General features: G+C 43.7%; 23 protein-coding genes and 1 other annotated feature. Of the genes, 18 read left to right on the top strand and 5 right to left on the bottom strand.

Going from position 1 to position 25259, the window contains the following annotated elements:
* Positions 1 to 218: 218 nt before the first annotated feature.
* The 6 genes from IGI77_RS14710 (at position 219) to IGI77_RS14685 (ending at position 8017) form a co-directional block, all read left to right on the top strand.
* On the top strand, positions 219 to 1271 hold the full coding sequence (locus tag IGI77_RS14710; protein WP_010749982.1) for an aspartate-semialdehyde dehydrogenase: 1053 nt from the start codon (positions 219 to 221) through the stop codon (positions 1269 to 1271).
* Positions 1272 to 1393: 122 nt separating this feature from the next.
* Entirely contained in the window at positions 1394 to 3076 is a 1683-nt protein-coding gene (locus IGI77_RS14705; RefSeq protein WP_010749981.1) for a ribonuclease J, read from the top strand.
* A 242-nt stretch (positions 3077 to 3318) separates the two neighbouring features.
* Positions 3319 to 4758: an MFS transporter gene (locus IGI77_RS14700; RefSeq protein ID WP_015510327.1), complete on the top strand. Its 1440-nt coding sequence runs from the start codon at positions 3319 to 3321 to the stop codon at positions 4756 to 4758.
* A 198-nt stretch (positions 4759 to 4956) separates the two neighbouring features.
* A complete protein-coding gene (locus tag IGI77_RS14695) occupies positions 4957 to 5640 on the top strand; it encodes a metal-dependent hydrolase (RefSeq protein WP_332282425.1) in 684 nt (227 codons plus the stop codon).
* 37 nt (positions 5641 to 5677) lie between these two features.
* Entirely contained in the window at positions 5678 to 7009 is a 1332-nt protein-coding gene (locus IGI77_RS14690; RefSeq protein WP_005228249.1) for a DRTGG domain-containing protein, read from the top strand.
* A gap of 54 nt (positions 7010 to 7063) precedes the next feature.
* Positions 7064 to 8017 (top strand): DHH family phosphoesterase, encoded by a 954-nt coding sequence (locus IGI77_RS14685; protein ID WP_016609391.1) that lies wholly within the window; start codon positions 7064 to 7066, stop codon positions 8015 to 8017.
* A 140-nt stretch (positions 8018 to 8157) separates the two neighbouring features.
* Here the strand turns inward: IGI77_RS14685 and dapD are convergent, their stop codons facing one another.
* The 3 genes from dapD to dapA are packed head-to-tail and all read right to left on the bottom strand — an operon-like array spanning position 8158 to position 10534.
* Entirely contained in the window at positions 8158 to 8871 is a 714-nt protein-coding gene (gene dapD, locus IGI77_RS14680) for a 2,3,4,5-tetrahydropyridine-2,6-dicarboxylate N-acetyltransferase (RefSeq protein ID WP_005228253.1), read from the bottom strand.
* A gap of 12 nt (positions 8872 to 8883) precedes the next feature.
* Entirely contained in the window at positions 8884 to 9639 is a 756-nt protein-coding gene (gene dapB / locus IGI77_RS14675; RefSeq protein WP_015510324.1) for a 4-hydroxy-tetrahydrodipicolinate reductase, read from the bottom strand.
* A gap of 13 nt (positions 9640 to 9652) precedes the next feature.
* The gene (dapA, locus tag IGI77_RS14670; RefSeq protein ID WP_008380503.1) at positions 9653 to 10534 is read right to left on the bottom strand and encodes a 4-hydroxy-tetrahydrodipicolinate synthase; all 882 of its coding nucleotides are present in this window, start codon (positions 10532 to 10534) and stop codon (positions 9653 to 9655) included.
* Between the two features lie 222 nt (positions 10535 to 10756).
* Between dapA and IGI77_RS14665 the strand changes: the two genes are divergently transcribed.
* From IGI77_RS14665 to IGI77_RS14630, 8 genes are all read left to right on the top strand, one after another.
* Positions 10757 to 11926 carry a M20 metallopeptidase family protein gene (locus tag IGI77_RS14665; RefSeq protein WP_438770272.1) on the top strand — a complete coding sequence of 390 codons (1170 nt, stop codon included), beginning with the start codon at positions 10757 to 10759 and terminating at the stop codon, positions 11924 to 11926.
* 4 nt (positions 11927 to 11930) lie between these two features.
* Complete coding sequence (lysA, locus tag IGI77_RS14660; RefSeq protein WP_010749977.1) at positions 11931 to 13247, top strand: diaminopimelate decarboxylase; 1317 nt, start codon at positions 11931 to 11933, stop codon at positions 13245 to 13247.
* 23 nt (positions 13248 to 13270) lie between these two features.
* Positions 13271 to 14104 (top strand): diaminopimelate epimerase, encoded by an 834-nt coding sequence (gene dapF / locus IGI77_RS14655; protein WP_005228261.1) that lies wholly within the window; start codon positions 13271 to 13273, stop codon positions 14102 to 14104.
* A 92-nt stretch (positions 14105 to 14196) separates the two neighbouring features.
* Positions 14197 to 14431 (top strand) — a binding site (T-box leader).
* Positions 14432 to 14481: 50 nt separating this feature from the next.
* Complete coding sequence (locus tag IGI77_RS14650) at positions 14482 to 15339, top strand: MetQ/NlpA family ABC transporter substrate-binding protein (protein ID WP_016609385.1); 858 nt, start codon at positions 14482 to 14484, stop codon at positions 15337 to 15339.
* A gap of 14 nt (positions 15340 to 15353) precedes the next feature.
* On the top strand, positions 15354 to 16379 hold the full coding sequence (locus IGI77_RS14645; protein ID WP_060791469.1) for a methionine ABC transporter ATP-binding protein: 1026 nt from the start codon (positions 15354 to 15356) through the stop codon (positions 16377 to 16379).
* Positions 16372 to 17031: a methionine ABC transporter permease gene (locus tag IGI77_RS14640; protein WP_016609383.1), complete on the top strand. Its 660-nt coding sequence runs from the start codon at positions 16372 to 16374 to the stop codon at positions 17029 to 17031. Before IGI77_RS14645 ends, IGI77_RS14640 begins: the two co-directional genes overlap by 8 nt.
* A 183-nt stretch (positions 17032 to 17214) precedes the next feature.
* A complete protein-coding gene (locus IGI77_RS14635) occupies positions 17215 to 17547 on the top strand; it encodes a zinc ribbon domain-containing protein YjdM (RefSeq protein ID WP_005228268.1) in 333 nt (110 codons plus the stop codon).
* 94 nt (positions 17548 to 17641) lie between these two features.
* Positions 17642 to 18349: a zinc metallopeptidase gene (locus tag IGI77_RS14630; RefSeq protein ID WP_005228270.1), complete on the top strand. Its 708-nt coding sequence runs from the start codon at positions 17642 to 17644 to the stop codon at positions 18347 to 18349.
* Positions 18350 to 18421: 72 nt separating this feature from the next.
* Here IGI77_RS14630 and IGI77_RS14625 read toward each other — a convergent pair whose 3' ends face one another.
* Together IGI77_RS14625 and IGI77_RS14620 are read right to left on the bottom strand one after the other, a co-directional pair.
* Positions 18422 to 19114 (bottom strand): HAD family hydrolase, encoded by a 693-nt coding sequence (locus tag IGI77_RS14625; protein WP_159160706.1) that lies wholly within the window; start codon positions 19112 to 19114, stop codon positions 18422 to 18424.
* Between the two features lie 2 nt (positions 19115 to 19116).
* Positions 19117 to 19902 carry a DeoR/GlpR family DNA-binding transcription regulator gene (locus IGI77_RS14620; protein ID WP_015510319.1) on the bottom strand — a complete coding sequence of 262 codons (786 nt, stop codon included), beginning with the start codon at positions 19900 to 19902 and terminating at the stop codon, positions 19117 to 19119.
* A gap of 237 nt (positions 19903 to 20139) precedes the next feature.
* Between IGI77_RS14620 and lacG the strand changes: the two genes are divergently transcribed.
* The 4 genes from lacG to IGI77_RS14600 are packed head-to-tail and all read left to right on the top strand — an operon-like array spanning position 20140 to position 25215.
* Complete coding sequence (gene lacG / locus IGI77_RS14615) at positions 20140 to 21540, top strand: 6-phospho-beta-galactosidase (protein ID WP_438770271.1); 1401 nt, start codon at positions 20140 to 20142, stop codon at positions 21538 to 21540.
* A 24-nt stretch (positions 21541 to 21564) separates the two neighbouring features.
* Complete coding sequence (locus tag IGI77_RS14610; RefSeq protein WP_010749967.1) at positions 21565 to 21882, top strand: PTS lactose/cellobiose transporter subunit IIA; 318 nt, start codon at positions 21565 to 21567, stop codon at positions 21880 to 21882.
* A gap of 12 nt (positions 21883 to 21894) precedes the next feature.
* Complete coding sequence (locus IGI77_RS14605) at positions 21895 to 23568, top strand: PTS lactose transporter subunit IIBC (RefSeq protein ID WP_016608434.1); 1674 nt, start codon at positions 21895 to 21897, stop codon at positions 23566 to 23568.
* 15 nt (positions 23569 to 23583) lie between these two features.
* Positions 23584 to 25215, top strand: a complete 1632-nt coding sequence (locus tag IGI77_RS14600) for a glycoside hydrolase family 53 protein (protein WP_438770270.1) — start codon at positions 23584 to 23586, stop codon at positions 25213 to 25215.
* Positions 25216 to 25259: the final 44 nt, after the last annotated feature.

The following is a 25259-nucleotide window of genomic DNA, read 5'->3' as shown; positions in this document are numbered from 1 at the left end:
TTCCCCAAAATTCCTTCTGTCGGTATTATATCCTATAACACCTGAATGTGACAAATGATAACCCTTAAATATAGGTAGATTTTTTCTGTAAAGGGGGAAAAGATTGAAAATTTAGACAGTATTGCCTTCTTTTTGCGCTTCTTTCCACGAAAGGTCTTTTCTTTTTTACAAGATATGATAAACTAGTAAAAATGTATTTTTATTCGAGGAGTGATTTGATGAGTACAGGGTATCACGTAGCAGTTGTCGGGGCTACCGGCGCAGTAGGAACAAAAATGATTGAGATGTTGGAGAAGACCACGTTGCCGATCAAAAAAATAACGTTGTTGGCATCCAAACGTTCTGCTGGGAAGACCCTTGTGTTCAAAAATGAACCGCTCGTTATTCAAGAGCTGACCACAGATTCCTTTGCAGGCGTCGATATTGCATTGTTCAGTGCCGGTGGTGGCATTTCAAAACAATTTGCTCCAGAAGCAGTCAAACACGGTGCAGTCGTGATCGACAATACCAGTCATTTTCGGATGGACCCGAATGTTCCTCTAGTCGTTCCTGAGGTGAATCCTCATGCATTAGCGCAACATAAAGGAATCATTGCCAATCCGAATTGTTCAACGATTCAAATGATGGTGGCATTAGAACCGATTCGTCAAAAAGTCGGTTTATCGAGGGTCTTGGTTTCAACGTATCAAGCAGTTTCAGGTGCTGGCGCCCAAGCCTTGGCTGAATTGACTCGTGAATCTCAAGAATTATTAGCTGGCAAAGCCGCTGATGAACTAAACCCTGAGATTTTACCAGCAGGCAGCGACAAGAAGCACTACCCGATCGCGTTTAATGCCTTGCCGCAAATCGATGTTTTCGCCGAAGAGGATTATACTTACGAAGAGTGGAAAATGATCAATGAAACGAAGAAGATCATGGAAGATACGCAGATCAAAGTAGCAGCTACGTGTGTGCGGATCCCTGTTTTTAGCGGTCATTCAGAGTCGATTTATATCGAGACCAAAGACCATGCTAGTGTTGAGGAAGTCAGACAGTGGATCAGCGAAGCGCCAGGAGCTGTCTTGCAAGATGATCCGAGTCAACAAGTGTACCCGCAAGCTTTGACCAGTGTGGACAAAACAGAAACCTTTGTTGGTCGGATTCGCAAAGATTTGGATGTCGAAAACGGCTTGCATTTATGGGTCGTTTCTGATAATTTGCTGAAAGGTGCGGCATGGAACTCCGTTCAAATCGCCGAAAGCCTGCATCAGCAAGGATTAGTTCATGTGTAAACCATAAGTTTTTCAGAAAAGTGTGGTGAATGCCACGCTTTTCTTTTTTTTGTTGTATAATAATAGGGACGGCTTATGCTTGGGAAATAATACAGTAGAAAAAAATTAAGAGGTGAATAAAAGTGGAAACGATAAAAATCATTCCTCTTGGCGGTGTACGCGAAAACGGAAAGAACATGTACATTGCTGAAGTTGGCGAGGATATATTTGTGCTGGATTGCGGTGTCCGTTATCCAGAAAATGAATTATTAGGGATCGATACAGTGATTCCAGACTTCACATATTTAGAAGAAAATGCCGACCGTGTGGCGGGTGTCTTCTTGACCCATGGGCATGCAGATGCGATTGGTGCATTGCCTTATTTCTTGGAGAATATCCAAGTACCGGTCTTTGGGACCGAGTTAACGATCGAACTAGCAAAATTGACCGTGAATAAAAATGAAGCTACCAAGCGCTTCAAAGATTTTCATGTGATCGATGAACATTCGGAGATCGACTTTGGTCATGCGACCATCAGCTTTTTCCGTACGACCCACTCCATCCCTGATTCTGTTGGGATCAGCGTCAAAACAGAAGCTGGCAATATCGTTTATACAGGAGATTTCAAGTTTGACCAAACAGCGATCCCTATGTATCAAACCGATTTTGGCCGCTTAGCGGAAATTGGAAAAGAAGGCGTCTTAGCATTGCTAAGCACGTCTTCAAATGCCGAAAATCCAACGCCGATCGCTTCTGAATTGACGATCCAAGATGAAGTTTACGACAATATCCGTTATTGGGAAGGTCGAATCATCGTCGCTAGTGTTGCCAGCAATTTGCAACGGGTGCAACAAGTATTAGATGCGGCGTTTCGTTCTGATCGCAAAGTCGTTTTGACCGGGCAAGATTTTGGTCGGATCATCAAAACGGCCATGAAGTTAGGGAAATTAAAATTACCTGCCGAAGACTTGCTGATCACCCAAAAAGAAATGAAAAAATACTCAGACGAACAGTTGCTGATTTTAGAAACAGGTCGTATGGGTGAACCAATCAAAGCGTTGCAAAAAATGGCCAACGGCTCTCACCGGACGCTGCGCATCAAAGAAGGAGATCTTGTTTACATCACAACGACGCCGACAACGGCAATGGAAACTGTGGTTGCGAAAACGGAAGATATCATCTATCGCGCTGGCGGTACCGTGAAACAGATCTCGGATAATTTCCGTGTTTCTGGTCATGCCAACCCGAATGATCTGCAGCTGATGTTGAATATGATGAAACCGAAGTACTTTATCCCTATTCAAGGCGAGTACCGCCAATTAGCCGCCCATGTGGACTTGGCGCAAGAAGTCGGGATTCCGATGAAAAATATCTTCATTACTGCTCGTGGAGATGTGTTAGAGTACAAAAAAGGCGAAATGCTTGCCGCAGGTGCGGTTCCAGCTGAAAACGTCATGATCGATGGGATCGGTGTCGGTGACATTGGGAATATCGTCCTGCGAGACCGCAAAGTCTTATCTGAAGACGGAATCTTCGTTGCGGTAGTGACGATCAATCGTCGCGAAAAGAAAATTATTTCTGCACCACAAATCACTTCTCGCGGGTTTGTCTATGTGAAAGCCAGCCGCGATCTGATTCGTGAAAGTGGCGAGATCGTGGAAGAAATCGTAGAAAAACACCTTCATGATGAAGAGTTTGAATGGAGCAAATTGAAACAAGATATCCGTGATCGTTTGAGTCGTTTCTTGTTTGAACAAACCAAACGCCGTCCAGTCATCTTGCCGGTCATCATGGAATCCAGCCAAAGAAATCGCAACCGTAAATAATTCGTTTTGACCTACTGACAAAAGCAGGTGAAAGAATAGCCGTTTGACGGCCGATTTCTTTTCACCGAAGCTTTTGTCTTTTTTTATGTAAGAAAACAGGTGGCGTTTTTTTTACAAAATGCCCCTTATTTTGGTCGTGATGAGCAGATAAGGATTGACGGCGAATGGATTTCGATCAATAATACAAAGTTGTCCCCCTAAGACTAGAGGAACAAAACAAGCAAAGAGAGGATGGTCGATTTGTGAATAGTTATCAAGAAAATCCCGTAGTACAACAGAGAAAGTGGTGGATTCTCATTGCTGTTTCGATGTTTACCTTTATGTCAACACTGGATGGGAGTATCGTAAATATCGCTTTGCCCACGATCTCGGCAGATATGGGTGTCCCTATGAATCAAGCGGAGTGGGTCGTATCCGTCTACTTGATGATCGTTTGTGCCTGCCTTTTGTTATTCGGTAAGGTAGGGGATAGTTGGGGCAAGATCAAAGTATTCCGCTTGGGGATGCTGATCTTTATTATCGGTTCGCTGTTATGCGGGTTTAATCATTCCTTAGCATTTCTGCTATTTGCCCGAGTCGTGCAAGCGATCGGAGCCAGCATGACGATGGCGACGAATACCGGAATCATTACTGAAGTCTTTCCTATGAGTGAACGAGGACGCGCCTTAGGGATGATTGGTGCCTTTGTTTCGTTAGGCTCCATCGCCGGTCCTGGATTGGGCGGAGTGATTTTGGCGCATTTTTCTTGGCCGTTTATTTTTTGGATCAATGTTCCAGTCGGTATTCTGACAATGATTGCTGGAGAAAAGGTGTTGCCAAAAGATATCACCATGAGTCATGATTCCATCGATAAAACCGGGTTTGTGCTGTTTTCAATTGCAATTATCAGCTTCTTCGGCGGCATTTTTCTTGGACAAGAGCGTGGCTTTCTAACGTGGCTGCCGCTGCTGTTGGTGGGGATCGCCTTAGTGGCATTCATCGTCTTTTTGCGAGTAGAAGCGCGTGTGAGCAAACCGCTGATTACCTTTGGGATCTTTCGTAATAAAATTTTCACCATGAGCCTGATCACGGCGTTGCTGATCTTTTCTGCAAACTTTTTTGTCAATGTCGTGATTCCCTTTTACTTGCAAAGTGCCCGAGGCTTAACGCCGAGTGTGGCAGGAATGCTGATGATGGTCTTTCCTTTGATGATGGTCATCGGTTCACCACTTAGCGGCTATTTGACGGACCGTGTAGGACCGGAGATCTTGGTCTTAGCTGGCTTAGCGTTGCTGTCCATCACTCAGCTGATGTATATGTTTATGAATCAGCATACGCCGATTTGGTACTATGTCGTCGCTACTGCCATCATGGGGTTAGGCAATTCGTTGTTCCAATCCCCCAACAATACGATGGTGATGAGCAGCGTCACCAAAGAAAATCTTGGGGTGGCAGGTAGTCTAAATTCCTTTGCCCGTAACTTGGGCATGGTCTTAGGGATATCCTTAGCAACGACGATTCTTTATGCCGCAATGAGTCAAGCCTATGGGAAGCATGTGACGACCTATATCGCAGGTCGGGCAGATATTTTTGCCTATGGCATGAAAATCACCTTCTTTGGGGCGTTCCTTCTTTGTATCACAGCGTTATTCTTAACAGTCTGGCGCATCTATAAACAAGGCGGACGTAAGAAAACGCTATGATCGCTTGAAGTCATCAGGTCGAACTGTTCTATTCCTTATTCAGAAAGGGTAGAACAGTTTTTTTATTTTTCTTGACAAGAACCAGAAAAAGGACGGATGTAATAAAGCTGCCAGAATTTGTGCTTTTGGATTTCTGGCGTTATCTGTTATAATGAAAAATATTAGACTGTATTACTTAGATGGAAAGGGGAATGTTGTATGAAACTTACGTATCACGGACACTCGGTGCTTGCTATCCAATTAGCGGATGGCCAAAAATTGTTGTTTGACCCTTTTATTACTGGAAATGCTCTGACTGATTTGGATGCAGACACAGTGGAAACCGATTGGCTTTTGATCACGCATGGTCATAGCGATCATATTGGGGACATGGTGCCGATCGCCAAAAGAAATGAAGCACCAGTGATCAGTGTCGTTGAAATTTGCCGCTATGCAGCCCGCAAAGGCGTTGCTGAGACGCATGGCATGAATATGGGAGGCTCTTTTGAGTTCCCGTTTGGCAAAATCTCAATGGTGGAAGCGAAACACAGCTCTGGTCTTGAAGAAGACGGAATGATGATCTATATGGGCAACCCAGTGGGGATCATTTTAGAAGCAGAAGGCAAAACCATCTACCACGCTGGCGATACTGCCCTCTTTAGCGATATGGCGATGATCGGTGAACGTTTCGACATCGATGTGGCGTTTTTACCGATCGGGGATAATTTTACGATGGGCGTTCAAGATGCTGCAACAGCAGCGGCGCTTTTAAACGCGAGCAAAGTAGTACCGATCCATTACAATACGTTTCCAATGATCAAGCAAGATCCGCAAACCTTCGTGAATTTATTGCCGGCAGGTGTGGGCCAGATCCTTGCAGTCGGTGAGACATTAGAAGTTTAAGCAACAGGAAGATTCGTAGTAGGAATAGGGGATAATTATGGCGACAAAACACGACTTGATTTTAGCGCATATCGAGAATCTGCCTGTAGGCGATCGCATCTCGGTGCGGGGAATCGCAAAAGACTTGAATGTCAGTGAAGGAACAGCCTATCGGGCGATCAAAGATGCGGAAAATATCGGCTTGGTTTCAACGATCCAACGTGTGGGAACCATTCGGATTGAACGGAAACTAAAGAAACACATTGAAAAACTAACTTTCGGCGAAGTCGTCCAAATCATTGAAGGCGATGTTTTGGGCGGCGCAGCCGGTTTAGACAAAGACTTGAACAAATTTGTTATCGGCGCCATGAAGGAATCGGCAATGGAACGCTACATCACGCCTGGTTCCTTAGTGATCGTCGGAAACCGTAACGAAGTCCACAAGTTGGCACTGGAAGATGGCGCAGCCGTCTTGATCACGGGGGGCTTTGAAACCTCAGAGGAAATCTGTCGCTTAGCAGACGAATTGGAGCTGCCGATTTTACAAACGACCTATGACACCTTTACCGTGGCAACGATGATCAACCGTGCCTTGAGCGACCAGCTGATCAAAAAGGACATCATGCTGGTGAGTGACATTTATATGCCATTGGAAAAAACCAAGTATCTGCACACCTTTGATACGGTCAAGGATTACAAACTGCTTTCGGAGTCTACCAACCACTCCCGCTATCCAGTTGTCAACAAGAATATGCGGGTCGTTGGGATCATCACAGCCAAAGATGTCCTAGAAAAGCCTGACACGCAGATCATCGAACGAATCATGACCCGGGAACCCCGGGTCGTAAAAAAAGAGATGAGTGTGGCCTCTGCCAGCCATCAGATGATTTGGGATGGCTTAGAAGTGATGCCCGTCGTAGCAGATGACCTTTCTTTGATTGGGATCGTTACACGCCAAGACATCATGAAAGCGATGCAGATGGTCCAACGACAAACACAAATTTCAGATACGATTTCAGACCAAATCTCGGGACAGATGCAAGTCATCGAACAAGATTTTGAAGGGAACAAATTGCCGCAGCCACATTTCAGCTTTGCGGTGACGCCTCAAATGGTCAATGAAGTCGGAACGATCTCTTTTGGTGTCTTGAGTGAAGTGATCGCTAATACGGCGAAACGAACGATGCAGTTGAATCAACGGCGCAATAGTTGGATCGAGCAAGTCAATCTGCATTACTTCCGTTTGATCCAATTAGAAAGCGAGATCATCATTCAACCGAAGATTCTAGAACTGGGGCGACGTTCGGCGAAAATCGATATCGAAGTATCGATCGAAAATTCCTTAGTGGCAAAAGCGATCGTGGTATGCCAAGTAATGGAACGCCCATAAATCATCGAAAACGGCACTTATGGAAAAATTTTAGAGAGAAAGTTGAGACCATTCATGAAGGTACAAGAAGAAATACTTGCAACAATCAAAGCATTCGACCGAATCATTATCCATCGGCACCAACGCCCTGATCCAGATGCATTAGGATCACAAGTGGGCTTGGCAGAAATTTTACGAGCTAGTTTTCCCAAAAAAGAAATCTATCAAGTCGGCGGACCTGTTGAAGGATTGGATTACTTGGCGCTGATGCAGACGATCCCTGATGATTTGTATAAAGGAGCGTTGGTGATCGTTACAGATACGGCCAATGCACCACGGGTCAGTGACCAACGCTATGATCAAGGGGCGAAATTGATCAAAATCGATCATCACCCTAATGATGAGCCTTACGGAGAGCTGGTCTGGGTCAATACGAAAGCCAGCAGCTGTAGTGAGATGATCGTTTCATTTTGGCAAATGTTTCAAAACGAGCTGACGATGACGCAAGAAGCGGCTCGTCTGCTGTATGCGGGCATCGTTGGTGATACTGGACGGTTTTTATATCCGGCAACGACAGCGACAACGCTGCGCTTAGCGGCTGAACTATTGGATTACGGTTTTGATGCACCGAAGATCAATCGGCAATTGGATCAAGTCTCTCGCAGTGTTGCTCGCCTTTCAGGGTATGTCTACGAAAACATCGAGATCGATGAGATTGGTGCTGGCAAAGTGATCCTATCACAAGAATTGCAGCAGCGTTTTGGCGTAGTGGATTCGGAAACCTCAGCAGTCGTTTCCTTACCAGGGAAAATCGACGAAGTGATGGCTTGGGCGATCTTTGTCGAACAACCAGAAGGCTATTATCGGGTGCGGATGCGTTCGAAAGGTCCAGTGATCAATGAGATCGCCAAACGCCATCATGGCGGCGGACATCCCCTTGCCAGTGGAGCAAACGCAAAAGACCTTGAAGAAGTTGCCGTGATCTATCAAGAGATCCAAGCAGCGATCAAAGAATTTCAAGCAGAATAAACACTTTTACAAGAACATTTACCAATAGAAAAAGGGCGTGCCAAAAGCTTTCGGCACGCCCTTTTTTAGACAAAACGCAGCGCAGGCTCATCACTGAACCCGCACTGCGTTTTTTTGTTTATTTTTGAGAAAAGCGCGGTTTAGCCCCGTAGATCGTCTAAAAATTCGGTTTTGCTTTTCGTTTTCTCGTCTTTCATTTTGATGACTTTGGCTGGTGAGCCAGCAACGACTGCGCCAGCAGGGACATCTTCAGTCACCACAGAACCGGCAGCGACGACTGCACCTTCGCCGACACGGACGCCTTCAAGGACGACGGCATTTGCACCGATCAAAACATTGTCTTCAATGATGACTGGGCTTGCTGAAGGTGGCTCAAGAACGCCAGCCAAGACAGCACCAGCGCCAATATGGGCTTTTTTCCCAACGGTTGCTCGGGCGCCTAAAATCGCACCCATGTCGATCATGGTTTCTTCACCAACGACGGCACCAATGTTGATCACGGCCCCCATCATGATAACGGCATTTTTTTCAATGATGGCTTGGTCACGGATAAAGGCACCTGGTTCGATACGGGCATCGACTTTCGTCAAGTCCAATAAAGGGATCGCTGAGTTGCGGCGATCATTTTCCAGATAGTGATCGGTGATTTTGTCTTGGTGCGCGGTTAAAAACTCAGCCACTTTTTGACTGTCACCAACCACGAAATAGAAGGTGCCGTTACCAAACAATTGGATACCATCTGCTTGGACGTTACTAAGATCTCCATTGATATAGACTTTTACAGGTGTTTGTTTATTTGCTTCTTTGATGTATTTTGCTAATTGATAAGGATCGGAAAATTGTAATTCTGTCATGAGAGACCACCTTTACTTGTCGATTAGATTTTGCATGGAATAAAAACCAGCTGGTTGGTTGGCTAAAAATTCCGCTGCTTTTAGCGCACCATTGGCGAAGATTTCGCGGGAGAGCGCTGTGTGTTTTAATTCAATGATTTCATCCTGCCCAGCGTAGATGACAATGTGTTCTCCAGGAATCGTTCCGCCGCGAACGGCATGGATGCCCATCTGCTTGCGGTCATTTACTAGATCACTGCCTTCACGCCCGTAGAGATACTCTTTTTTCGTTTCGCAGCTGTCATTGATACTATCTGCCAACAGCAAAGCTGTACCACTTGGTGCATCGAGTTTTTGATTATGATGCTTTTCGATGATCTCAATGTCAAAGTCAGCTTCTAATGCGGGGGTGATACTTTGTAGTGCTTTGATCAGTACATTGATCCCCAACGACATATTGGCAGAATAGAAAACTGGGATCACTTTAGCAGCCAACGGCAGCATCATCTGCGTGTCTTCCGTCAAACCAGTTGTAGCAACCACGATAGGCAGCTGCTGTTCGACACAATAGTTCAATAAGGCAGGGACATTGCTATAATGAGAAAAATCAATCACCAAATCGATCGGCTGCGTGATTTTTTCTGGACGATCATAGATTGGAAAGGGACCATCTAATTGCTCGGTACGATCCAATCCGGCGGCCACTTCTAACTGAGGGTGCTTTGCGATCAGGCTTTGCAACACTTTGCCCATACGACCGTTTGCACCGCTTAATAAAATCTGTTTCACCAAAAACTCCTCCTTACAGCAATCCGTAATTGGTCATTTCTTCTTCTAAATGAACGAGGGTCGCATCTTCTGGGACACCCAAAGGCAAACGATAATGCAATTCGCATTTGCCTAGCAAGGAGACCGCTGCTTTGATCGGCACAGGATTTACTTCACTGAAAATCGCATCGATCAACGGTTTTTGTCGCAATTGCTCTTTGATGGCGGCTTTTACATCACCATTTAAGAAATCAGCAACGAGTTGTGCCGTTTGTTTCGGAGCGATATTGCCGATCGTTGAAATCACGCCAGAGCCACCTAAAGCTAGAATTGGGGTTACTTGATCGTCATTTCCTGAGTAGATCGCAAAGTCATCATCCGCAAGACGAGCGATTTCTGCGATTTGCGAAATGTCGCCGCTGGCTTCTTTGATGCCTTTGATATTAGGGATTTTTTTCAGTTCTGCCACAGCTTCAGGTGTTAAATTTAAGCCGGTTCTTGAGCTGACGGAGTATAAGATCACTGGCAGTTCAACGCTTTGACAGATTGCTTCATAGTGAGCGACTAAACTTTTCTTGGTCGCTTTGTTGTAGTAGGGTGTTACAACCAATAATGCGTCAGCACCAACGCGCTGTGCTTCTTTTGAAAGATGGATCCCATGTTGGGTGTTGTTGGAGCCTGTTCCGCCGATGACGGGGATTCGACCAGCAACTTGTTTTACCACCGCTTCGATCACCGCGATATGTTCTTCATCGTCTAACGTGGATGCTTCACCGGTCGTACCGCATGCAATGATTGCATTCGTTCCTTGCTGCACATGCCACTCCGCTAACTCCTTCAGCTTATCGAAATCCACCGAACCATCTTGAAGCATAGGGGTGATCAACGCAACGCCAGAACCTTTGAATATTGTCAAACTACGACACATCCTTTCAACCAATTTATTTTTCGTAACTCTACGTATAAGTGTACCAAAACGAGGGGTAAATTTTTCAATAAAAATCGAAACATTTCGACAATTTATACTATAGATTATTCGAATTATATACTATAATATTAAACAATATCAATGAAAAACTGAATATTCGTTGGTTTTTATGGATATTTTTAAAAGGAATGAATAGAAAGGTGTTTTAACATGCAAGTATCGCAAGCAGTCAAAGAATTAACCGAAGACGTGGTTCGTTTTCGTCGTGAATTACATACAATCCCTGAATTAGGGTTAACTGAGTTCAAAACAAAGGAATACTTGCTGCGTCAGTTGCAATCCTTTGGAATCAAAGAAATCTATCCAGTGATTGAAACCGGCTTGATTGCTGTCTTTCGCAGCGATCGTCCAGGAAAGACGCTGGCCTTTCGAACGGATATCGATGCACTGCCGATCAAAGAAGAGACAGGTGTTTCCTTTGTTTCCAAACATGAAGGGAAAATGCATGCCTGCGGTCATGACGGCCATATGGCAACGATGCTAGGGTTTGCTAAATATTTAGCAACACATCCTGAAGTGATTCGTGGAACGATCGTTTTGATTTTCCAACCAGCCGAGGAAAGCCCCGGTGGCGCTCAATTGATGATCGATGAAGGCATCTTACGAGATTTTGGCGTGGAAAAAATCGTGGGGCTGCATGTCTTCCCAGACTTTCCCGAAGGAGTCATTGCGAGCCGGAAAGGTCCGATGATGGCCCGTAACGGCGAGATCAATCTAACGATCAACGGCACGAGTGCCCATGGTGCCCAGCCTCATCAAGGACATGATGCCATTTTAGCCGCGGCTGCGATTATTCAAGGATTGCATTCGATCATTTCACGCAATATCAGCCCGCTTTCTGCTGGGGTCATCACTTTTGGGAAGATCCGTGGGGGAGATGCGGAAAATATCATTCCCGGTAAGGTCGTTTTAAAAGGAACGATGCGGGCGTTTGAAGATGAAGTCTATGAAACGATGACGCGCAGAATCACCACCGTCGCACAAGAAATCGCCAAAGGATATGATTGCACGGCGGATGTCGAATTCGAACATCTTTATCGTGTCGTGGACAATGATCCTGAGATGGTGGAAGTGTTGGAAAAAGTGGTCGGGGAGAGCTACCGAGAAACACCGCCATATATGTTGGCAGAGGATTTTTCGATGTACCAAAAGGAGATCCCAGGCGTCTTTTTCTTTGTGGGTACCCGAAATGAAGAAAAAGGCTATGTCCACCCTTTACACAGCAGCAAAATGAATTTTGACGAAAAAAATCTATTGCAAGGCATCGAATGCTACGTTCGTTTGATCGAGGCGTTGAACGAGCCAACAGACAAGGAGTAAAGCGATGGCAAAAGAAATCAAGAACAATCACTTATACATTGACGGTTGTGATACCGTTGAGCTGGCAAAAACCTTCGGAACCCCCCTTTACGTGTATTCCGTTTCGGAGATTCGCGAAGAATGCCAAAAGATTCAGGCGCAGTTTTTGACGCGCTACAGCAAGACACGGGCAGCCTATGCCGCTAAAGCTTTCTGCACCACAGCAATGCTGCAAGTGATCAAGTCAGAAGGACTCTCATTAGACGTGGTTAGCGGTGGAGAGCTGTATACAGCAATCCAAGCTGATTTTCCAGCAGAACACATCGAGTTTAACGGGAATAATAAATCGATTGAAGAATTAGCAGCTGCCCTTGATTATGGCGTAGGACGGATCATCGTTGATGGCATTCAAGAAGTCGGCTTGATCCGCGCGTTATGTCAAGAAAAGCAAGTCGTTGCTAAAATTTTGTTGCGCATCACACCCGAGGTTTCGGTCAGTACTCATCAATTTATCTCGACCGGACAAAAAGATTCGAAATTCGGGATTCCTTTAGATGAAGAAATCTTATTTCCGTTAGTGGAAGAAGTGATTCAAGCACCTGAATTGGATTTCTATGGCCTGCATTTTCATGTCGGCAGTCAATTGTCGGACAATCGCTCACATCTAGCGGCAGTTGATGCGGCTTTGGCCCTTGTCCAAACCATTCATGAACGCTTTGATTATTGGATCAAAGAACTAAATGTTGGCGGCGGCTTTGGCGTTCGATACACAGATGCAGATATTCGCCAACCCTACAGCTACTTTTTAGATCCTGTGATGGAAAAAATCGACGCCTTTTATGCGCAGCACCAGAGCGAACGCCCGACCATCGTTATTGAACCTGGGCGCAGTATCGTCGCAGAAGCAGGTATCAGTTTGCACACCATCGGCAGTATCAAGACATTGCCGGGAATCAGAACATACGCCAGCATTGACGGTGGCATGACAGACAATATTCGTCCTGGTCTTTATCAGGCAACTTACACTGGGATCTTAGCCAACCGCGCTTCCGAAGCAGCGACACAGAAAATCACTATTTCTGGTAAAGCTTGTGAGAGCACGGACATCTTAGTAAAAGACCTTGCATTACCGCCCGTTGAAACTGGGGATCTGTTTGCTACGTTCGCAACAGGAGCTTATGGCTATTCGATGGCCAGCAGCTACAATAATTTACAGATTCCCGCAGTCGTCTTTGTGGAAAACGGCCAAGCGGAATTAGCCGTTAAACGCCAGTCCTACGAGCAAATGCTGCAAAATGAAGTGGTTCCTTCGTTTCTAAAAGAGGGAGCTTCCAGCAAGTAAAATTTTGAAAAGCAGGTGACAACATGACGATTCCTTATACAAAAATGCAAGGTGCAGGAAATGATTTTATCGTAATCGATAACCGCACATTGAAATTCTCCCATGAACAACTGTCGCAATTTGCTGCTCAGGTTTGCCATCGGAAATTTTCTGTTGGCGCGGATGCAGTCATGGCAGTGGATTTTCCCACAGGAACCGCTGATTTTCGGATGCGGTTTTACAATGCTGATGGGACCGAAGCAGAAATGTGCGGCAACGGCGCTCGCTGTATTGCCCGTTATGCCTTTGAGAAGGGAATTGCTGGCGAGCAGATGACCATCGAAACAGTTGCTGGCGATGTCCCCGCATGGCGCTTGTCGGCAAAACACTACAAAGTAACCTTGAATCCACCGACCGTGACTACATTTGATCAAGCGTACCCGAATCCAATGGTTTCTTTCGTGGACTATGTGGAATTGGGTGATCCAGGAATCCCTCATGCGGTGGTTCACTATCCTGGTCTGGCAGAAACTGAGTTGGAACAGCTGGCTGAACTTGCCAAAGAGATACGCTATTGGGAAGTTTTCCCCAAAGGGGCGAATGTCAATTTCTATGAAGAAGATGACAAGGGTGATCTGATCGTTCGAACGTATGAACGAGGGGTGGAAGGTTTTACCTATGCGTGCGGCACAGGTTCTGGTGCCACTGCGTATGTCGTGACCAAACGTCACCAGCAAGCGGCAGCGAATGTCTTGCTGCACGTGTTAGGTGGCGAGTTAACGGTAGAAGTTGATGTTGATCAGGGCGCATTAGAATTGATCGGCGATGCGGTTATGGTATCTGAAGGCTTGATTTTAGATGAGAATTTGACTGTGTAAACGCTGTGAAAATCATTGTAAAAAGATGGTGTTTTCGTGAAAAAAAGAATTGACATTCATTTGAGGCTATCGTATAGTTAAACACAACTTAAAAACACGCGATGATAAGAAGAGTAAGTCAGTTTCGATTGGATCAGAGAGCTCGGATTGGTGAGAAAGAGCACAGCCGTTTGACTGAAGATGGCCTTGGAGCGTTTGGACGTGAGCAAAAGCAAGCGTGCAGCGGGATTGCCCGTTACAGCAAAGCAGTTGATAAACTGATAAGGTTGGCAGCTTGTGCCAATGAATTAAAGGTGGTACCACGAACATGGTTGTTTCGTCCTTTCTCTATGATGGAGAAAGGACGTTTTTTTATTATAAAAAGGGGGAACTAAAAAATGAAACAGTTGAAAAAGGGAATCGTTGGGTTAGTTGCTGCTGCTGTCTTAATTACATTGGCAGCTTGTGGCAATACTAGCAGCACAGAGGATACACAGTCTGGTGAAAACAGTGTAGATGCAGTGGAAGAAAAAGTCGTTGGAGTGGCACCTGGACCATATGGGGATATGGTGACAGAGGTGATCTCTCCATTACTGGAAGAAAAAGGGTATCAACTAACGACCAAAGTGTTTAATGATTATATTCAGCCGAACAATGCCTTGGCGAATGGCCAAATCGATGCCAATTTGTTTCAGCATACGGCCTATCTAGAAAAATTTTCGGCAGATAACCAGTTATCTCTTACGGCATTACAAAAAGTGCCAACATTGGGAATGGGCATCTATTCGAAGCAACTGTCCAGCTTGGATGAGTTAGCAGACGGGGCGACTGTTTCGATTGCCAATGATGCCTCAAATTTAGCTCGGACCTTGCAACTGTTAGCTGCCAATGAGTTGATCACCATCGCAGACAATATCGACGAAACGAAGGCAACGGTGAATGATATCGAAGAAAATCCGAAGAATCTGACATTTAAAGAATTAGACGCAGCCCAATTGGCTCGTTCGTTAGATACAGTCGATTTAGCTTTAGTACCAGGAAACTTCGCTTGGGCGGCTTCTCTTGATCCTGCAGATGCTTTGGCGTTGGAGTCGTTGAAAGAAGAATATAAAAATGTCTTTGTGGTGTCCACCGAAGAAGAAGACAGTGATTTTGCTAAGGCAGTTACGGAAGTATTAGAAAGTGACGCATTTAAAGAAGCGATTGCCGAATCACCGTTCAGCAACTTTGATCAACCGAAATTTTGGGCTGAGTAAGAAGGGCATATCTTATGGCAAAAATAGAAGTAAAACAAGTATCAGTGACATTCACTCATAAAAAACAAATCAAAAAAGCAGTGGATTCCGTTGATTTTTCCGTTCAAGCTGGAGAAGTATACGGGATCGTCGGATTGAGCGGGGCTGGGAAAAGTACCTTGGTTCGTACGTTGAATCTACTGCAGGTGCCCTCTAGCGGTCAAATTCTGATTGATGGTCAAGACATCACGCAAGCCAAAGGCAAACACTTGCGTGAAGTACGACAAAAAATCGGGATGATCTTTCAGCATTTCAATCTGATCCATAATCGAACCATCAAGGAAAATTTAGCCTTTGCTTTGCGCGCTGGTGATTATCCGAAAGATCAGCAAGAAGCGAGGATCAAGGAACTGTTGGAAATGGTGGATCTGCCTCACAAAATTCACGAGTATCCGAATAATTTGTCTGGGGGAGAAAAGCAACGGATCGGCATTGCACGAGCGATTGCCAACGAACCTGAGATTTTGTTGTGTGACGAAGCTACCAGTGCGTTAGATGTTGAAACGACCGAAGAAATTTTGAAATTGTTGATCCGAATCAAGGAACAGACAGGCATCACCATCGTCTTTATCACTCATGAATTGGATGTTGCCCGTAAGTTTTTTGATCGGGTGGCAGTGATGGAAAAGGGGCGCATCGTTGAAGAACAAACGACCTATGGCTTGTTCAGTCAGCCTAAACAGCCTATTACGAAAAAACTGGTAGGCCGCTACTTGGATCTGACGCTTCCTGAAGAGATTCTAGCATCTTTCACGCAAGGCGACTTGCTGGAATTGCGCTACCAAGGTGAGTATACGTTAGAACCGCTGATTTCGACTGTAGCGAAAGCCTACGATGTGTCGATCAATATCATCCATGGGAAAATTGAGTATATCAAAAAAGATGTGATCGGTATTTTGTATATCTATTTGACGGGACCCGACGAAGAAGCAGCAAAAGCCCGAGAACACTTAGCTGCGAACGTCTTTTCTCTAAGAAAGATAGGTGAGAAAAATGGCTGAAACGATTGAGATTTTAAAAACAAACCTGCCTCAAGCACTATGGGAAACATTCTTTATGGTGGGGACCTCAGCAATTATAGGAGTAGTTTTCGGCTTATTGATTGGATTAGTCCTGTTTTTAGTCGGCAGTAACCTTTTTCATAAAAATATTTTCTTGCATCATCTGGCCGATTTTGTCGTCAATGCAATCCGTTCGCTGCCATTTTTGATCTTATTGATTACGCTGATTCCGTTATCAGCGATGCTGATCGGTGATCCTTATACCCCAGCGGGTGGTGCGATTGCTTTATCGATTGCCGCGATTCCTTTTTACGCCCGAATCGCTGAATCCGCATTTGCCGAAATCGACTATGGCGTCCTTGAAGCCAGCGTCGCTTCTGGAGCATCGACGAGACAGATCGTTCGCGAAGTGATTTTACCAGAAAGTCTGCCAGCTTTGATTCGCGGATTTGTGCTAACTTTGATCAGTCTTTTAGGCTACTCAGCGATGGTGGGAACAATTGGCGCAGGCGGCATTGGCGATTTAGCAATTCAGTATGGTTATTATCGCTATGAAACGGCGATTTTGATTGTGGTGATTCTCCTGCTGATTCTTCTGGTACAAATCATCCAGTGGGTCGGCGATGCTTGTGCGAATCATTTCTCAAAATAAAAACCAACGCTTTGTAGTTCCTTTGCGAATACACTTGAGTTATCGCTTCTGTTATTACTCTACAGAAGCGATTTTTTTTACTTACAGGTCACTGATTTTTGGTTGCACCGCTAATGGTTTTTCGGTATGCTGATGGTGAGTTGTTTTTTTACAGCGAAAATTATATTTTAAAGGAGCAACACTATGACTCAAATTCCTAACTGTCCAAATTGCCAATCTGAATACGCTTATGAAGACCGCGGGCTGTTTGTTTGTCCTGAATGCGGAAACGAATGGCAAGAGCAACAAGCGGCGGAAGAAGCACCCGTATATAAAGATGCCAACGGCAATATTTTAGTCGATGGTGATACAGTAACGGTCATCAAAGACTTGAAAGTCAAAGGCGCATCTGGCGCCATCAAACAAGGAACGAAAGTGAAAAACATCAAATTAGTCGAAGGCGACCACAACATTGATTGCAAGATCGATGGCTTCGGCGCAATGAAACTAAAATCAGAATTTGTAAAAAAAGGTTAAAAACAAAATCTTCCAGTCATCTTCATAATTTTTTCACCACTTTAATGGTAAAATAAGGTCAAAGATTAAAAGGGGGAATTTTATCGTGTATGGTATGGGCGGATACGGGTTCGGCTTTTTTTATGACCCGACTTTCATTCTTGTAATTATCGGTATGGTGATTTCGCTAGCAGCGTCAGCGTACGTCAAAAGTACCTTTAACAAATATGACAAAGTCAGAAGTAAAAATAATATTACCGGCACAAAAGCGGCGCAGTACATCTTGCAAAGCCAAGGAATCAATAATGTGGGTGTGCAAGCGATCGCTGGTGATTTGACGGATAATTACAATTCTGGCAACAAAATGCTGAGTTTATCGCAATCCACTGCACAATCAACTTCGGTAGCAGCAATCGGTGTTGCGGCCCATGAGTGTGGACACGCAGTTCAAGATGCCAAAGGTTATTTTCCTTTGCGTTTGCGTCATGCGATCGTACCGATCGCTAATATCGGAACCAGCATCTCGATCCCATTGATTTTGATTGGGGTCCTGTTACGAGGATCGTTTCTGATCAACTTAGGCTTGTTGGCTTTCTCATTGGCGTTTATTTTCCAATTAGTGACCTTGCCAGTCGAGTTCGATGCCTCAAAACGGGCGATCCGTATTTTGGCAGATGGTGGCTTGTTAACAGAAGATGAAGTACCACAAGCAAGAAGAGTGCTCTTTGCCGCAGCGTTGACGTATGTCGCAGCTGCCGTAGCAACCTTATTGCAGCTCTTACGTTTGATTATTTTATTCGGTAATAACAACCGTCGGAATTAGAAAAATGGAAACAAATAATAACAAAGCGGCTCAATCAAGATTTCTTGGTTGAGCCGCTTTTTGTATGGAATATTATGATTTAACGAAAACTTTTGACAGGTGCTCTGTCCAAAAATCAGTAAAATCTTTGATGGTTCCATCTTTATTTAGCTGTGCCTGTTCAAATACTGATTTATTCTTACCGAATGGATCAATTGCGATAATTGTTCCGATCCCAGCACGCTTGGCAGCAAGCAAACCTGAATAAGCATCTTCGATAACAAGACAATCAGCAGGAGCTAAGCCCAATTTGCCAGCCGCTTTAAGAAAAATATCCGGTTGCGGTTTTCCAGGAAAAGAGCCATCGTCATAGACGATCTTATCCCAATCAAACCAGCGAGCTAAATCGAAAGTATCAAAATAAAAAGCAACATTCTCTTTAACAGTAGCTGTGGCGATCGTTAATGGAATCTGCTGGTCAGTCAGCTGATCAAGAGTCGCTTCAAGCCCCTTTGTCAATTGGAGATCGTTCTTATTTTGTAAGCAAAGCATACGATAATAGCTTTCTTTTTCATCTGACAATACGGCGATCTCAGAGACGGTCAAATATTCTGAAATGAAATGTTTTAAAATCTCCGTATTCGTTCGACCATGGATATTTTTTAAAATATCCTCATCTGATAAACCATCTTTTGTATGATCATGAATCATGTGCAGCCAAGCAGCTTCATGTAGATGAGAGTCCAAAAACATAGTTCCGTTGAAATCAAAAATAATCCCTTTCATAGTTACGCTCCTATAGTGGTATTTTCGGTTGGATCAGCAATTTGCAGATCGACATATTGTGCATAGTGCTCTTGCAGCTCAGGTGATATTTGACGATCCGTAATGAGTAGGTCGAAGTCATGCAAATTATAAAATACATAAAAATCATCTCGGTTGAACTTTTTGTTATCAACGAGCAGATATTTCTTACGGGAATTATTTAATGCGATCTGTTGTGCTTCTCCTTCTTCTGTACTATAAGTAGAAATGGCTTCGTTGTGTACCCCGTTTGAACTGATAAATGCTTTCGTAAACTTTAATCTTCTTAAATTGTCGTTAGTGATCGGTCCAACAAATGCACCGGTATTTTTACGGAAATCACCACCAATTAGCAAAATTTCTGGTCCATCTGCTTGCGCAAGAATATCAAAAACTGGGTAATTATTAGTAATGATCCGGATTTTCTTGTTGAGTAAATGAGTCGCCAAAAGTTCGATTGTTGTACCAGGCCCTAAGAAAATCGTTTCACCTTCTTGAATCAAGGAGGCTGCTGCGGCAGCAATTTCTTTTTTTTCTTGAATCTGCAAAGTGGCTTTTTCGGTGTGAGAAAGTTCTTGATCTAAAGTGTAGGAAAGACTTTGCGCCCCTCCATGGACACGTAGCAGCTTGCCCGATTTTTCTAATTCATCTAAATCTCTGCGAACGGTCATATCAGAAACATCTAATTGATTGATGATTTCATTAACGGTAAGGATTCCTTTTTTATTGACCATTTCTACGATAGTAAACAATCTTTCTTTTTTCAGCATCGTCTTCACCTCTAATTTAAGGATAATCTACCATATAATCGGATAACAGTCAATCTGTTTCAAACAAAAACAAACAATTGTTTGCGTGATATATGTTTGTTTCAATGGGTTTTATCATTTTTTTTCGATTTTTGTGATTATTTATGTTTGTTTTTGTTGACAAATGTTTTGGATGCGATTACAATTCAATCAGTTAGAAAGTGCGGAAACTGATTATAGATTTGAGGAGAGATGTACATGCTTAAATTACCAGAAGATTTTATTTTTGGTGGAGCCACAGCAGCCTATCAGGTTGAAGGAGCCACTAAGGAAGGCGGCAAAGGCGCTGTTGCTTGGGATGATTTTTTAGAGGAACAGGGTAGATTTAGTCCCGATCCGGCAAGTGATTTTTATCATCAATATGCAAAGGATATTGAATTGTGTGAACGATTTGGTGTGAATGGGCTAAGATTATCCATTGCATGGAGTCGAATTTTTCCTGATGGTGATGGGGAACCGAACCCAGAAGGAATCGCTTTTTATCATCGTGTGTTCGAAGAATGTGCGAAAAGAAACGTAACGCCGTTTGTGACATTGCATCATTTTGATACCCCTAAACGTTTGTTTGATCAGGGAGATTTTTTGAATCGAGAAACAATAGAAGCATTCGTTTCCTATGCCATTTTTTGTTTTCATGAATTCAAAGAAGTGAAAGTGTGGAGTACCTTTAATGAAATCTATCCTGTTGCGACCAATCAATATTTGTTAGGCGTTTTCCCACCAGGAATCAAATATGATTTTACAAAAATCATCGCCTGTCTTCATAATATGATGGTTGCCCATGCACGTGTTGTGAACTATTTCAAAGAAAACGAACTTCCAGGCGAAATCGGTGTCGTTCACTCATTGGAGACGAAATATGCGGCAACAGATGCTCCAGAAGATAAGCATGCAGCCTTTTTAGACGATGCATTGTCGATCCGCTTCTTATTAGATGCTACTTATTTAGGCTATTATTCAACTGAAACCTTGACGGCTCTTGATGAGATATGTGAAGCAAATCAGGCCAGCTATCATTTTCCTGAAGAAGATTTCGTTGAATTGAAAAATGCCTCCACGCGTAATGACTATTTAGGGATCAATCACTACCAATGCCATTTTGTCAAAGCTTACGATGGAGAAAACGCGATCCATCATAATGGCACGGGTGAAAAAGGGACCTCTGTTTATAAAGTGAAGGGGATCGGAGAACGCATTTATAAAGAAGGAATTCCTCGAACAGATTGGGACTGGCTGATTTATCCAGAAGGTCTTTATGACTTGTTGTTGCGAATTAAAAGCGATTACCCGCATTACAACAAAATCTATATCACTGAAAACGGCATGGGGTATAAAGACCAGTTTGAAGATGGCATCATTATGGATCAGCCGAGAATCGACTATTTGAGAGTCTATTTGGAATCCTTAAGCAAGGCGATAACAGCTGGGGTAAATGTGAAGGGATATTTTTTGTGGTCGCTTATGGATCTTTTCTCATGGACAAATGGGTATAACAAAAGGTATGGCTTGTTTTATGTTGATTTTGAAACCCAGAAGCGTTACCCGAAAGAGTCAGCATACTGGTACAAATTAGTTAGTGAAACCAAAACGATTATTTAATAAGTAATAATGGAGGAAGAAAAGATGAATAAAGAGGAATTACAAATGCTTGGTTTTGAGATCGTTGCTTATTCAGGGGACGCTCGCAGTACATTATTAAAATTATTGAAAGAAGTAAGACAAGGGAACTTTGAGCATGTTGATTCAGCACTGAAAGAAGCCGACGAAAATTTAACCCTTGCACACAATTCGCAAACGAAAATTTTAGCGGAAGAAGCATCGGGAAAAGAGATGGAGATGGGATTCATTTTTATCCATGGACAGGACCATTTAATGACCACTTTGTTGCTGAGGGATCTGATTCAAGACTTTATTGCACTGTACAAGCAGAATCAAGGATAGGAGAAGAACGCTATGGATGGAATCATTAAACAAATCGAAAAAGGGAAACCGTTTTTTGAAAAAATCTCACGCAATAGTTATCTGGGAGCCGTTCGTGACGGATTTTTAACAGCGATGCCGGCTATTTTATTCTCAAGCATATTCATTTTGATTGCTGCGGTTCCTGAGATTTTTGGTTACCAATGGCCTGAAGCTGTCTCCACTTGGTTGTGGAAAGTCTATAATTATTCGATGGGGGTTGTAGGGTTACTTGTTTCAGCAACCACTGCTCGCTGCTTGGCTGATTCGATGAATCGCCGCTTACCGAAAAACAAAGTGATCAACACGACTTCTGTGATGCTGGCTTCTGTGGTAAGTTTCCTGTTGTTAAGCGTCTCTCCGATCGAAGGCGGATTTTCAACGGAATACATGGGGACAAAGGGGCTATTGGCGTCCTTTGTCGCTGCATTTTTAACAGTTAATTTATATAAGTTTTGTGTGCTGAAAGATATTACCATTAAGATGCCTAAAGAAGTTCCTGGTACGATTTCGCAAACCTTCCGAGATATTTTTCCTTTCTCTTTTTCAGTATTTGCGGCCGTTTTAATTGATTTAGGTATTCGGCAAATTTTCCAAATCTCATTTGCAGAAGCAATCATTACTGTGCTGCAGCCATTATTCACAGCAGCCGACGGTTATTTAGGAATCGCTATCATCTGGGGAGCGATGGCGCTATTTTGGTTTGTCGGTGTTCATGGACCGTCGATCGTGGAACCAGCAATTGCAGCAATTATCTATGCCAATGTGGAAACCAATCTGCAATTGTTCAATTCCGGTGAGCAAGCTTCAAAAGTACTGACAGTCGGTTTAGGAAATTTTGTAGGAACTATGGGAGGAACTGGGGCCACATTGGTCGTTCCTTTTATCTTCTTACTCTTTGCTAAGTCTAAACAATTGAAGGCAGTCGGGAAAGCTTCCTTTATTCCAGTAAGTTTTGCTGTCAATGAACCATTGTTGTTTGCAGCACCCATGATTTTGAATCCTTATTTTTTCATTCCGTTTTTGTTAACACCAGTTGTAAACGTTTGCTTGTTTAAGTTTTTTGTCGATGTGCTAGGCATGAACAGTTTTATGTACGTTTTACCTTGGGCAACTCCGGCACCGATCGGTCTGGTTCTAGGAACGGGCATGGGGGTGTTAGCCTTTGTTTTAGCAGCGGTTCTAATCGTCGTTGACTTCCTGATCTATCTACCATTTTGTAAAGCATACGATGCTGTTTTAGTAGAGCAAGAAGCACAAAAAGCGGAAGTGATCGCAACCGAAGAAGGTGCTTCTGCTGCTATACGTGAGGAAGTACCTGTGGCAGCGAGCCAAATTATCAGCGATACAAATAAAGAAATCAATGTGTTGGTGCTTTGTGCTGGAGCAGGGACAAGTGCGATGTTAGCTAATGCTTTAAAAGAAGGCGCATCTGAATCGAAAGCACCGATCAGTGCAATGGCGGGTGCTTATGGTTCTCATTACGAAATGCTGCAGGATTTTGATATGGTGGTCTTAGCACCGCAAGTCAATTCTTATTATGATGATATCAAAGAAGATACCGATCGCTTAGGAATCAAGCTGGTTGCGACAAAAGGAGCAGAATATATCGGATTAACGAGAGATCCTGAAAAAGCCGTTCAATTTATTCTGAACCAATTTCAATAAAGGAGGAGCAAATGAATGAAAAAGGGAGCTTGGTTACGTAAAGTCGCTTTATTTGCAGCTGTGATAGGGACTTTGGGGGCTGTTTCAAAAACAGTTGAAGCATCTGCCAGCGAGTTTATTCGCGGAGCAGATATTTCGATCTTGTCAGATATGGAAAAATCTGGTGCAAAATATTATGAAGATGGTATTTCAAAAGATGCCTTAGAGATTCTAAAAAATAATGGTGTCAACTATGTTCGACTGCGTTTGTGGCAGGATCCTTATAATAGTAACGGAGAAAGTTATGGGGCAGGGACAAATGATCTGGAAACGACGATTGCCCTTGCAAAACGAGCAAAAAGTCTTGGACTCAACGTGTTGCTAGATTTTCATTACAGTGATTTTTGGGTTGATCCTGGGAAACAGAATGTTCCTAAAGCGTGGCAAGATCTGACCTTTGAAGAAATGAATACGGCATTGTATGACTATACAAAGAACGTTCTGTCGGAAATGAAGCAGCTAGACGTTTATCCTGATATGGTTCAGATCGGCAATGAACTGAATAGTGGCATGCTCTGGCCTTATGGCAAGTCTTGGGGAGAAGACGGGGGAGAGTTTGATCGATTGGCTACTTTTTTGAAGTCTGGTGTCCAAGCTGTTCGAGACACTCAACCTAAAACAACTCCAGTAATGCTCCACTTAGCTGATGGTGGCGATACAGGAGCATTTACTTGGTGGTTTGATGAAATCACCAGTCGGGGTGTGTCATTTGATTTAATTGGAGTATCGTATTATCCGTATTGGCACGGTTCAATGAATGAACTTCAAACCAATATGAATACGATCAGTCAACGGTATGGCAAAGAAGTGATCGTAGTTGAAACAGCTTATGGGCATACAACAGCGAATGCAGATACTATGCCAAATGCCTTTGGCGAAGCCGAAGCAGCGGCGGGGGGATATGAACCAACACCGTCAGGACAAGCAGAGTATTTGCTGGATCTAGCCGATCGTATTCAAGCGGTGCCGAATGATCGCGGGGCGGGCTTCTTTTACTGGGAACCTCTTTGGTACAACGGAAACGTGAGTTGGGCAACACAAGCAGGTATGAATTATCTCGGTGTTCAATCCACTATGGGAAACGAATGGGACAACCAGGCGATGTTTGATTTTGCTGGAAACGCCTTGCCAAGCTTGCGTGCGTTTAAACAAGCAGGGACGCAAACAAATCTGGTTAAAAATGCAAGTTTCGAGAGCGATGGACCAACGACTAGTCCTTCCGATTGGCAAACGTGGTTTCAACAAGGAACAGCTGAAGGTACGATCAAAACGGAAGCAGGGACTTTTTTTGGAGACTACAAATTAACTTTTTGGCAGGACCAAGCTTACGAGGCATCAGCTTATCAAAATGTTAGTGGCATCAGCGATGGAACTTACACATTGAGTGCTTATGTAATGTCTGGGGGAGAGTTTGATACCAATCAGTTATATATCAAAAATTATGGTGGAGCGGAACTAAATACTGCGGTTGTTAAAACAAGTGAATGGACAAAAATTACAATCAAAGACATTCCAATTACAACAGGTGCTTGTGAAATCGGGGTTTACAGCAAGGCTTCAGAAAATGCTTGGACGAACGTTGATTTTGTTTCATTGGTGAAACAATAGTCTAAGGATTGCTGCGATTGATCCTCAGAGCTCCCTTTCAACCG

It is taken from the genome of Enterococcus sp. DIV0213h, from assembly GCF_051711285.1.
GTDB classification, from domain to species: domain Bacteria; phylum Bacillota; class Bacilli; order Lactobacillales; family Enterococcaceae; genus Enterococcus_D; species Enterococcus_D casseliflavus.
The sequence above is the reverse complement of the archived record's forward strand: the minus strand, read 5'-3'. Positions and strand labels throughout refer to the sequence as shown.